Origin of the sequence: Sporosarcina sp. Marseille-Q4943 (assembly GCF_943736995.1) — a bacterium.
GTDB lineage: Bacteria > Bacillota > Bacilli > Bacillales_A > Planococcaceae > Sporosarcina.
Window position 1 is genome coordinate 422,105 of record NZ_OX031157.1, and the last position, 11,329, is coordinate 433,433.

General features: G+C 42.6%; 13 protein-coding genes. 1 reads left to right on the top strand and 12 read right to left on the bottom strand.

Translation table 11 applies throughout. The annotated features are described in order from the left end of the window. Nucleotides 1-151 precede the first annotated feature (151 nt). From NIT04_RS10925 to NIT04_RS10960, 8 genes are all read right to left on the bottom strand, one after another. Nucleotides 152-799 carry a hypothetical protein gene (locus tag NIT04_RS10925; protein ID WP_252503639.1) on the bottom strand — a complete coding sequence of 216 codons (648 nt, stop codon included), beginning with the start codon at nucleotides 797-799 and terminating at the stop codon, nucleotides 152-154. 11 nt (nucleotides 800-810) lie between these two features. Continuing rightward, complete coding sequence (locus NIT04_RS10930) at nucleotides 811-1,626, bottom strand: toll/interleukin-1 receptor domain-containing protein (protein ID WP_252503640.1); 816 nt, start codon at nucleotides 1,624-1,626, stop codon at nucleotides 811-813. 146 nt (nucleotides 1,627-1,772) lie between these two features. Then, entirely contained in the window at nucleotides 1,773-2,276 is a 504-nt protein-coding gene (locus NIT04_RS10935; RefSeq protein ID WP_252503641.1) for a hypothetical protein, read from the bottom strand. 307 nt (nucleotides 2,277-2,583) lie between these two features. Continuing rightward, nucleotides 2,584-4,632, bottom strand: a complete 2,049-nt coding sequence (gene recG / locus NIT04_RS10940) for an ATP-dependent DNA helicase RecG (protein WP_252503642.1) — start codon at nucleotides 4,630-4,632, stop codon at nucleotides 2,584-2,586. After that, nucleotides 4,613-5,521 carry an L-serine ammonia-lyase, iron-sulfur-dependent, subunit alpha gene (sdaAA, locus tag NIT04_RS10945; protein WP_252503643.1) on the bottom strand — a complete coding sequence of 303 codons (909 nt, stop codon included), beginning with the start codon at nucleotides 5,519-5,521 and terminating at the stop codon, nucleotides 4,613-4,615. Before sdaAA ends, recG begins: the two co-directional genes overlap by 20 nt. A gap of 14 nt (nucleotides 5,522-5,535) precedes the next feature. Next, the gene (gene sdaAB, locus NIT04_RS10950) at nucleotides 5,536-6,198 is read right to left on the bottom strand and encodes an L-serine ammonia-lyase, iron-sulfur-dependent subunit beta (RefSeq protein ID WP_252503644.1); all 663 of its coding nucleotides are present in this window, start codon (nucleotides 6,196-6,198) and stop codon (nucleotides 5,536-5,538) included. Nucleotides 6,199-6,327: 129 nt separating this feature from the next. After that, entirely contained in the window at nucleotides 6,328-7,986 is a 1,659-nt protein-coding gene (locus NIT04_RS10955) for a DAK2 domain-containing protein (RefSeq protein WP_252503645.1), read from the bottom strand. 21 nt (nucleotides 7,987-8,007) lie between these two features. After that, complete coding sequence (locus tag NIT04_RS10960) at nucleotides 8,008-8,367, bottom strand: Asp23/Gls24 family envelope stress response protein (RefSeq protein WP_252503646.1); 360 nt, start codon at nucleotides 8,365-8,367, stop codon at nucleotides 8,008-8,010. A 221-nt stretch (nucleotides 8,368-8,588) separates the two neighbouring features. Here NIT04_RS10960 and rpmB point away from each other — a divergent pair, with 221 nt between their 5' ends. Next, nucleotides 8,589-8,777 carry a 50S ribosomal protein L28 gene (rpmB, locus tag NIT04_RS10965; protein ID WP_060209036.1) on the top strand — a complete coding sequence of 63 codons (189 nt, stop codon included), beginning with the start codon at nucleotides 8,589-8,591 and terminating at the stop codon, nucleotides 8,775-8,777. 181 nt (nucleotides 8,778-8,958) lie between these two features. Here the strand turns inward: rpmB and NIT04_RS19145 are convergent, their stop codons facing one another. From NIT04_RS19145 to rsgA, 4 genes are read right to left on the bottom strand one after another with little or no spacing between them, the layout of a single operon-like run. Beyond that, complete coding sequence (locus NIT04_RS19145; RefSeq protein WP_371922579.1) at nucleotides 8,959-9,087, bottom strand: stage V sporulation protein SpoVM; 129 nt, start codon at nucleotides 9,085-9,087, stop codon at nucleotides 8,959-8,961. A gap of 34 nt (nucleotides 9,088-9,121) precedes the next feature. After that, nucleotides 9,122-9,775 carry a thiamine diphosphokinase gene (locus tag NIT04_RS10970; protein WP_252503647.1) on the bottom strand — a complete coding sequence of 218 codons (654 nt, stop codon included), beginning with the start codon at nucleotides 9,773-9,775 and terminating at the stop codon, nucleotides 9,122-9,124. Beyond that, on the bottom strand, nucleotides 9,775-10,440 hold the full coding sequence (gene rpe, locus NIT04_RS10975; protein ID WP_252503648.1) for a ribulose-phosphate 3-epimerase: 666 nt from the start codon (nucleotides 10,438-10,440) through the stop codon (nucleotides 9,775-9,777). The genes NIT04_RS10970 and rpe overlap by 1 nt, the downstream gene beginning before the upstream one ends. A gap of 2 nt (nucleotides 10,441-10,442) precedes the next feature. Further along, nucleotides 10,443-11,327 (bottom strand): ribosome small subunit-dependent GTPase A, encoded by an 885-nt coding sequence (gene rsgA / locus NIT04_RS10980; protein WP_252503649.1) that lies wholly within the window; start codon nucleotides 11,325-11,327, stop codon nucleotides 10,443-10,445. Nucleotides 11,328-11,329: the final 2 nt, after the last annotated feature.

An 11,329-nucleotide genomic window follows, 5' to 3' on the forward strand; every position in this document is an offset into this window, starting at 1 on the left:
ACGAAACAATCTAGACAGATTTTTTAAGAAGCCAATCTGACTTCTTCAATACTTGCGCCAAATTGTTGAAGAACGTTATTTAACTAGAGTTCTTCAATTCATATATAATATTCAGGTTTTCACAAAGGTGAAATATAGGAATGTTATTAATTTATCTAGAGATATTACTCGGGTAGCTTTTTTCAACAATACTTACCCATTCTGCTACTTGATTTAACATTTCTTGAACTTGTTCTTTTGTTAGTCCTTCATCTTCAGCTCTAGTCCATATATCTTCCATAATGCTCGGAAGATTTTGAGGATAAGAAATGCTATCATGCCGTAATATATAACTTAAAATCGGCTCCGCGTTTTTTCCACCCTGCCCCTTATGGGATAAATGAGAGATAAACCAGCCATCCTTATTACGTGTTATATAATACAAATCGTAATGTCCCCATCTTCTCGTATAGACTTTGAATTTAAACCTTTCATTTAAAGTAATGTCTTCTGGATCATCATTTGCATGTGGGTCTTCCAAATATTTCAACAAGTCCTCTATTGTATGGATGTGGTAATAAAATTCAGGATCTTCTGGTTGCATACCACTATTTTCAATCAAATATTTATGATGTTTAGGTTTTGGATTTAATTGCATATGGAGCGTATGACATAAATCTCCCGCTTTTTTTATGATTTCTTCCATACGATTCGAGGGGATATCCAGCGATTTACCTTTAAAATAATCCATAGCCTCATTATGTAATTTCTGTATATACTCTTTCATTTTTTCCTGCTCTGAATTTAAATTTATTTTCATTTTAATACCTCCTACCACGCATCAACATATGAACGTAGTTCAACATCTTGGCTTACTGAACGGTAATAATTGTAATTACTATCCCCATAATCTAACCCGAAATAAAAAATACGATTTTCATTTTTATGAAGTAATAAATCTAACCCATTTTTCTCTACCATTAAAGTGCGTTGTTGATCGTCCTTAAAATTAAAAATGACAGAGTCTATTTTAATTCTATCTTGGGTAGGATTAATAACTCTTAAAGCAACTTCTAACTTACCATCCCTATTTCTACAGCTTTCTATATTAAATGTCGCATTCCTCTTTTCAACTTTTTCATCGTAAGCAATTTGATTTATATTTTGAATAGTGAGTTTAACTAATTCAACAAATTGCATTGTTGGCAAACCAGTTGTATTAAATTCACTTTTTATACTTTCAATAAATTCACAAAGCCTGTCTTCATCATTAAATTTAAATGACATTTGATTTGGATTAATAGCCCCTACTATTTCTTCAAACTCAAAGTTTGGAGTCAATATTGTTGTATAATTTTTATTCAATATCCAACAAGCTCCCATTTCATTTAAACAAGCTGCACTATCATAATAGTTTTTAGATAACACAAAAATAACCCGTCCGTTCCTATTGAGATTTCGAGCTAAGTACTCATATATATCTGCATCATTCGGTATATGGTATCCATGTAATGAGCTACATATTATATTTGGAACGTTTAAGGGGGTTAATAAATTTACTAGTTCCTTCACATATTCTCGATCTTTACTAGCATGGCTAATAAATATTGTATCTGGAACACTTTTTTGATTCACTATTTCAGACATACCTACCTCTCCTTTAACCCTTCGCCCTTACTAATTTACGATAGAATATTAAACAACCACGCCCGTTTGCGGAATGCTATGTATTAATGAAAAGTAATATATTTACTAATTATCACTATTGCTACAAAAAAAAGATGTAAGTATCACTATAAAAACTTTCTAATCTTGTCTTTAGAGTCTTCCCAGTCATTAATTAATAACTTTAAGTAATCTTCAGGTCCAATATCTGTTTTACCACCATTCAAGTCCTTTCTAAGCTCAACCATAAAGCGCGCAGCCTTAACTAAATATTCCATTTTTTCATCTTCTGTTGGGGTTTCACTTATCCCTTCTCGCAATATTAAAAAAGCCTTCATAGTTTCATCACTCCCAAATAAGAAGACCGCGTTGGCAATACTTTTAAAGCTTTCTAATAACTTTTTTTGCTTTTGTTTCTCATTATTAAGTTTTCCATATTCAAAAAAGTTCTCCACAAAGTCTTTATATCGTTCCATCTTAATTGGATGATTTTGTTCCATTGAAATATTTAGCTTCCTAATATCGTTTTTTAAATTATTTAATTTCTTTTCATAAAAATACTGTGGAATAAAACCCACACCAAGAAAACCTAAAATCAATATAACCGTTTGGGCTATTTCAACTTTACTCATTATCCCCCCTCCTTTTTCCTCAATGCTTATTTCAATATGGCCCGTTTGTTGAATTAATTGTTTAATACAGTATTCCGAATACCCTTAAATAAAGAACACTAAATATAGATTACGCATTAATGATTTGCGCATATTTTAATGTACTTTACTATTTGCCTAATTGTAGTTGCTTGAAGCGAAAGGCGGCGACTCCTGCGGGAACAGCGCGAGCTGAAGACCCTGGACTGAGCGCAGCGAGGGAAGCGGCTGAAGCCGTGCCCGCGGAAAGCGTCCGCCTGTAGCGGAAAGCAACTGCATACTATAAAGTTTAATCCATGCGCTCATGTGAAAGTGCACCGGATTGTTCCAAGTCTTCTCTTAGGAATTTGTATTCCGGGTCGGTCCAGAAACTGTCTGATGAAAGCATCTTCTCCGCATCTTGACGCGCGGTTTCGAGTGCGCGGTAGTCATGGACGAGATCGGCCATTTTGAATTCAGGCATTCCGCTTTGCTTCTTGCCGAAAAAGTCCCCTGCACCTCTCAGCTCAAGGTCTTTTTCAGCTAAGAGGAATCCGTCATTCGTCTCTGTCATCGACTGCATCCGTTCTTTCCCTTCCTCGTTTTTAGGATCAGCGAGAAGGACGCAATACGATTGGTCCGCTCCCCTGCCGACTCTTCCCCTTAATTGGTGGAGTTGGGCAAGTCCGAAACGGGTGGCGTCATAAATGAGCATGAATGTCGCATTTGGCACGTTCACTCCAACTTCAACGACAGTCGTTGAAACGAGGCAATCAATCTTCCCTTCGCTGAAGTCTCTCATGATTTCATCTTTCTCATCAGGGTGAAGTCTACCGTGCATGAGACCGACCGTATATCGGCCCGCGAAATAATGGGTGAGCTGGGAATGGACATCAACCGCATTTTGCACATCAAGCTTGTCCGATTCCTCGATGAGCGGACAAATGACATACGATTGTCGTCCTGCCTGCAGTTCCTTCTCCATTTTCCGAAGCACGGGCAATAATGAATCCTCTTTTAGCCAATAAGTTTCGATTTTCTTACGTCCAGCCGGCATTTCGTCAAGAATAGAAACATCCATTTCCCCGAAAGCGGTAATTGCCAAAGTCCGAGGGATTGGAGTCGCGGTCATGAAAAGCACGTCAGGGTTCAGTCCCTTTTCTCTGAGCACACGGCGTTGTTCAACACCGAACCGATGCTGTTCATCCGTAATGACAAGACCCAAGCTTGCAAAGCTAACGTCAGGTTGAATCAAGGCGTGCGTCCCGATCAGCAAATCGATTTCTCCGCTCTGCAACTTTTCAATGATGATTCTTCTAGCCTTCCCTTTCGTGGATCCGGAAAGGAAAGCGACTCTCACCCCGAACGGCTCAAACCATGCTGAAAGGGAGTTGGCATGCTGCTCAGCAAGAATTTCAGTCGGCGCCATAAGTGCTCCTTGAAACCCTCCGGTTATCGCTGCATATAGAGCGATTGCTGCAACGACCGTCTTTCCAGAACCTACATCTCCTTGCAGCAGCCGGTTCATCCTCGTCGGACTTTTCAATTCAGCGCAAAGCTCATTGACTACCTTTTTTTGCGCATTCGTTAGCTCGAAAGGCAACGAATCGATAAATTCTTTCAAACGTTCTAAATCATAATGAACCGGAATGCCTTTCTCCATTTCTTTGCGGATTTTTTTCATCCCGATCATCTTCAACTGAAATTTAAGTAATTCCTCATATACAAAACGGCGTCGTGCCTGTTTCACATCATTCGGCGATTTTGGGAAATGGACCATTTCAAGCGCTTCTCCGATGGATGGCAGCATGTAAGCTTCACGTAAAAATAGCGGAAGGACTTCGGCAACTTCACCGCTGCACAAATCGAGTGCCTGCCTCATATATTTACGGAATGTCTTTTGGTGCATGACATTCTTCAAACTATAGACCGGTTCAAAATCGGCGTGATCCGTTTTCGGACCTTCGCTAAAATTGCTTACATTGATCACTTGCCTGCCACGGTCCCATTTTCCGGTCACCGTTACGATCATTCCGATTGAAAGCCGGTCTTTCAAATAATGCTGGTTGAAGAAAACCGCTTTAACGAGATGATTACCGGCTAGCAGCCTGATTTGAAGACGTGATTTATTCCTCCCTAAAAAAAGAACGGAAGGCTCACTTTCGACCCTTCCTTCAATCGTGACCCGTTCATTATGCGGCGTTTCAGCTAAATCTTTCAATCTGAAATCTTCATGCCGGTACGGAAATGTATTGATCAACTCTTCAATCGTTTCAATGCTCAGTTTTTGAAGTTGTTCAGCAGATGCCTTGCCCACACCTTTCAATGTTGTGACAGCATCAAGAATTGACGGTGTCACGTGCCGTTTTATCCTTTCCGAATATCTCTGCTTCCAGCGCCTTTCCAGTAGGTGTGGCAGCTAAGCCCCCTTTTGCGGTTTCCCTTAGGGCAGAAGGCATTGATTGTCCAATTCGGTGCATCGCTTCAATCACTTCATCCGTCGGAATCCTGCTGACGACTCCAGCAAGAGCCATATCCGCTCCTACAAGAGCCTTCGCAGCTCCCATCGCATTTCGTTTCACACATGGCACTTCCACTAGGCCTGCAACCGGATCGCAGACGAGACCGAGCATGTTTTTCATAACGATTGAAAAAGCCTCTGCACTTTGCTGAGGTGTTCCGCCTGCCATCTCTACAATAGCTGCGGCAGCCATCGAAGCGGCTGATCCCGTTTCTGCTTGGCATCCTCCTGCAGCACCTGAAATCGATGCATTGTTCGCAACTACAAATCCGAATGCGCCGGAAGTGAATAAATAATTCACCATTTGTTCCCTCGTCGGGTTCAATTTGTCTTTCACCGCGAAAAGCGTTCCAGGCACAATTCCTGCAGCCCCAGCTGTAGGCGTTGCGCAAATCATACCCATTGCTGCGTTCACTTCATTTGTCGCTACCGCTTTACTGACAGCATCCAAAATAAGATCTCCTGAAAGAGATTTTCCGGACTTGATATAGTTTTGAAGAAGGACAGCATCACCGCCTGTTAAACCGGAAGTCGATTTCACTCCTTGCAGACCTTGTTCGACTGCGCTTTCCATCACTGTAAGATTATTATCCATTTGAGCGACAATCTCTTCACGGGAACGTTTTGTAATAAGCATTTCTTGTTCAATCATAATTTCAGAGATCGGTTTATTTTGTGCTTCTGCAATCGCTACCAGTTCCTTCACTGTTCCGAATAGCACTTCCATGTCTATTCCCCTCCTTAGTTCGCCAATGTTGACACTTGTGTAACATTTGGCAAAGATTTCAATTCATTTATGAGTGTTTCATCAAACATTTGGTCGACTTCAATGACCATAAGTGCCATTTTCCCTTTTTCTTTCCTGCCGACTTCCATGTGAGCAATATTCATCCCTTGTGAAGCAATGGCGTTGGAGACATTCGCAATGACACCCGCGCGATCGTCATGCACAACGAGGAGCGCCGGGAAATGTCCGGATAGTCGTAGCGGAAAGCCGTTCAACTCAGTGACTTCCATTGTTCCACCGCCGATTGAAATGCCGACAAGTTCCATTTCTCCTTGACTGTCACCGATGACAATTTTCGCTGTATTCGGATGATCCGCCTCTTCCTCTTCAGGAATGAACTCAAAAGTCATTCCGAGTGCTGCGGCATCTTCAAAAGCCGTTTTAATTCGTTCATCGAACGTGTCGTAATCCAATAATCCCCCTATAATCGCAACGTCCGTCCCATGCCCTTTATATGTTTCTGCAAAAGAACCATAGAGATGAATTCTTGCCCACGCCGGCTGGCGCCCAAACAAATCACGGGCTACCCGGCCGATCCTGGCGGCTCCCGCGGTATGTGAAGATGACGGCCCAATCATTACGGGACCGATAATTTCAAAAACCGATCTGTACTTCATATAAACTACCCCCTTATTAAAAGCCCTTCTAAAAAGACAAACGCTAACTATCATTTTACAGCAGATTACGCATAAAGACAAAATAGAAAAACGGCACCCCTTAGGTGAAGGGTACCGTCGATTTTATAATCATTCTACTGAAAGGATATATGGATAAAGCGGTTGCTTTCCGTTATACAACTCGACTTCAGTATGATCGTATGTGGACTCGATATAGTCAGCTATCTTGGTCGCTTCTTCTTCCGTTACATCCTCGCCGTAGATGATCGTCACAATTTCATCATCTTCATCGATGAGTGATGCAAGCAATGTTTTCATCACTTCATCAAGAGATGGCTTGGAGATTACGATTTTGCTGCCCGCAAGTCCCATGAAATCATCTTTTTTAATGTCGATTCCATCAATGGACGTATCTCGGATTGAATGAGTGACTTGACCGGTCTTCACGCCAGCTGCTGCTTTTGACATGACTTTTTCATTTTCCGCCACTGCTGCTTCCGGATTGAATGCGAGAATCGCAGCCAATCCCTCAGGGACGGATTTCGTCTCAACGACAGCCGCTTCAATGCCAATTACTTCCGCCGCTTGTTTTGCTGCCATGATAATATTTTTATTATTAGGCAAGATGATGACTCGCTCAGCACCGACGTCTTTAATTGCCTTGACGATATCTTCGGTTGACGGGTTCATTGTTTGTCCGCCTTCAATGACTGCAGAGGCGCCGATACTCTTTAACAGTTCGGCAATTCCTGAGCCCATTGCCACTGTCACAATTGCGTAAGGATGTGAACTCGTTTCCGCTTTTTTGGTCGAATGGCTTTCGCCAACAATGTCGATATGCTGTTGGCGCATGTTTTCAATTTTAATGTTGATGAGCGAACCATATTGTTGTGCGTAGTTCAACGCATCTCCTGGCTCCTCTGTGTGGATATGTACTTTTGCAATTTCCTCATCTGAAATGACAAGCAATGAATCCCCAAATTTACTGAGATCCAAGCGGAAGCTGCTTTCCTCAAAAGGATGCTTCTTCACTTTTTCTTCCTCAAATTTCACCATGAATTCTGTACAATATCCATATACGATATCTTCTGTGTTCATGAAACCTTGAACTCCACGATGGTGCTCTGCATTGACTAAGTCTTCCATCAAGTCCATGTTCATACGTTCAGGCAGCTCTTCACCTTTCAGACATGCCAAAAAGCCTTCATATACATAGACAAGGCCTTGTCCGCCACTATCAACGACACCGACTTCCTTCAGTACCGGAAGAAGATCAGGAGTCCTTTTCAAAGATGCTTTCGACTCTTCAACGATCGCTTCCATAACTTCAATTATGTCATTCGTCGTTTTTGCCACTTCAACGCCTTTGTTCGCTGCATCTTTGGCGACAGTCAGAATCGTTCCTTCGACCGGCTTCATGACAGCTTTGTACGCTGTCTGCACCCCATATTCCAAGGCATTGGCAAATTTCACAGAATCAAGCTTCGCTTCCTCTTCCACCGCTTTACCGAAACCGCGGAACAATTGCGATAGGATGACTCCTGAGTTCCCGCGAGCACCCATCAATAACCCTTTAGACAAAGCTTGGGCAGTCTTGCCCAAATGTGCAGATGCATGCGCTTCGGTCTCTTTTGCACCAGATGTCATGGATAAATTCATATTTGTTCCTGTGTCCCCATCAGGCACGGGAAACACGTTTAATGAATCGACATAGTCTGCATTGAGATGAAGGTGATGAGCACCCATCCTCACCATGTCGGCAAATTTCACACCATCAATAAAATTCATTGAAATGTTTTCCTCCTTCTATCAGTTCGTCACCCGAACCCCTTGAACAAATATATTCACTGAATCCACTGTTAACGATAATGTCTTTTTCAATGTATACATCACTTTGGATTGCACTTGGTATGCGACTTCAGAGATTTTCGTGCCATAGCCGATGATGACATACATATCAATATGCGTCTCATCTCCGATATTCCTTACTATGACCCCTCTAGCATAGTTCTCTTTCCCAAGGATGTCCGTAAGACCATCCCGGATCTGGTGACGCGAAGCCATGCCGACAATTCCATAGCATTCGATTGCCGCCTCTCCCACCACTTGGGCAATGACGTCGTTCGTAATATCTATCGTACCGTAATCGTTTTTCAGCTCGATTGACATGAAAGCTTCCCCTCCTGCATCCTTATTAACTAACCCCATTGTACTATACACTAAAGCAATAGAAAAGCGTTGACAAATAAACACGAATTACTTGTAAAGGATTTTCACTTGAAAGCATCAGTAAAAAAGGTTGCATGCCGTTATTTCCTGTGATAAAGTATTATGGTATGCGAATTAGATAGTGAATCGCTTAATCATTATTAGCGAGGAGGTCATAAAAAATGGCTAAAGAATGTGTAATTACTGGCCGCAAAGCACGTACGGGGAATGCTCGTTCACACGCAATGAATGCTAACAGACGTACTTGGGGAGCTAACCTTCAAAAAGTCCGTATTCTTGTAAACGGTAAACCGAAACGTGTTTGGGTATCTGCGAGAGCACTCAAATCGGGTAAAGTGCAACGCGTTTAATAGAAATGCGGAAACGACCGTTTAGGCCCGACAGGCATAAGACGGATTGGCGAAGTGGCGCTTTTTGCCACACAGCCAATATGACTTATGACCCGAGGGACTGGTCGTTGGAGCTGGACAATTAATTTTATCGCGTTCCGACAATACGACAAAAAGAAATAAAACGCCAGGCCGAAGAAGTTCAGCCTGACGTTTTTTCTTTTTTCCGTTTTCTGTTTCGTTGGCTCGCAGTAGCTTGACTTTTCGCCTTCTCTTCTTTTTGGAAGACTACCATGCATTTTCGAACAAAGCTACTTAGAAACTTCGGCATCGTAAATGTATAAACTCGCAATTCCCTTCTCCTTTCAGGAATCTGAACTTCTTACCATTAAGCATATGCCTTGCCGGAATGAGATAGTACAAACTTCTGAAATTGGTTCGTTGCTTGTAAATCTTGTCATGCCCATATCCATCCTAGCGTTGACCGTCTCATATTTGAATCCGGTCAACGTCAAGCCCTCTACTGTACTGCCGAAAGGGAAAAATGATATATAAGGCAGCTGTTCAATTCTTTTCACCCGATGGACGCCTGGATGCAACAGTGAAAGTTCATTATGGGCATTGCGAATGAGTAATGAAACATCCTTATGTTCATTCTGCATGCGGTATAATAAGTGCAATGCCGATTCGTAATGATCCAATCTACCGCCCGTGACTCCGGTCAAAATAACTTCCTTCGGATGATAGGCAATTGCACGATTCAGAGCGAGTTCCGTATCGGTCTCATCCTTTTCAGACTGGAAGGAATCAACCCGGTCCACAGTTTCTTTAATTCTGCTAAACTCTTCTTCACTTACCGAATCGAAATCTCCAATTGCTTCAGCGGGAACAATGCCTTTATCCAATAGATGAATCGCACCACGATCGACACCGATGAATATCGTCCCTTCCGTCTCATAAACCGACAGATCGGGCAATTCTTCGGATGGTCCGCCCGAACAGATTATTACCCTTTTCATCAATTGAGCACGCTTTCCCCAGCAGCTTTAATCCGTTGCAATGCTTCCGAGCGATTTTCCGCATTGTATATGGCTGATCCTGCGACTAAAATCGTTGCGCCTGCCTCTACACAAGGGATGATTGTTTCCTCGTTGATGCCTCCATCAATTTCAATGTCGATGGATAAACCTTTTTCCTTAATCAGATTTGACAACTGTTTCACTTTCGGAAGTACGGAATGAATGAATTTCTGTCCACCGAATCCTGGATTGACCGTCATGAATAACACTAGATCAACATCCTCCAAAATGTGTAAGATGTGCTCGACAGGCGTATGTGGATTCAGCACGACACCCGGCTTCACTCCGTAAGAGCGAATCAGTTGAATAGTGCGATGCAAATGCCTGCATGCCTCCACATGAACTGTTATATAATCAGCCCCAGCTTTCGCGAACTGTTCAATATATGCATCGGGATTCTCAATCATGAGATGAACATCAAGTGGAAGTTCCGTCACCGGACGCAGCGCCTCCACAACAATCGGTCCCATTGTAATATTCGGAACGAAATGCCCATCCATCACATCTATATGAATCAGTTCCGCTCCCGCTTTCTCCACTTCTTTCACTTCATCTGCCAACTTTGAAAAGTCCGCCGCTAAAATGGACGGTGCTATTTTAATCATTGTCAATACCTCGGCTTTCGGTCAGTAATCTCTTGCAAAAATTGTAAATAGTGAGTATAGCGGGACTGCAATATTTCCCCTGTCTCCACTTTCTCTTTCACTGCACATGCTGGCTCTTTCAAATGCAAACATCCTCTAAATTTGCATTCATGTGCCACATTTTCCATTTCAACAAAATAATCCCGTAGTTCCTCTTTCTCGATATGATCGAAATCAAGAGAGCTGAACCCTGGTGTATCTGCTACGAGTCCGCCTGCCACTTCCAAAAGCTCCACATGACGGGTCGTATGCCTTCCCCTTCCAAGCGCTTCCGAAATCTCGCCGGTCTTCAATGAAAGCTCTGGTATCAACGTATTGAGCAATGTCGATTTACCGACGCCGGACTGACCGGCAAGAACTGTCGTCTTCCCTGCCAAATAAGGTTGAATCAACGGGTAAAGATCCGGATCTCCTATAAAAGTAGCGATCACATCATAACCGATACTACGGTAGTAAGCAGTTGCGGATTCGGCTTGCCGAAGATCCTTTTCCTTTGCGACATCTTTCTTTGTCAGGCAGATGACCGGCTGAATGCCGGCCGATTCGATGACGGCTAGGAAACGATCCAGCAGATGAAGGCTGAAGTCAGGTTCCACGATTGAAAACACAAGCAACGCCTGGTCAATATTCGCGATAGGCGGTCTAACCAATTCACTTTTCCTTTTATGGACTTCTGTAATTGTCGCATCATTATCGCCTTCTTGGACGATTGTGACAAAATCGCCGACAAGGGGCGTTATTCCTCTGTTTCTGAAAACTCCCCTGCCTTTACATTGGACAAGATTCCCGTTCTCACTTTTCACGTAATAAAAACCGCTTATCGCTTTTCTAATTTGTCCTTCTGGCATTA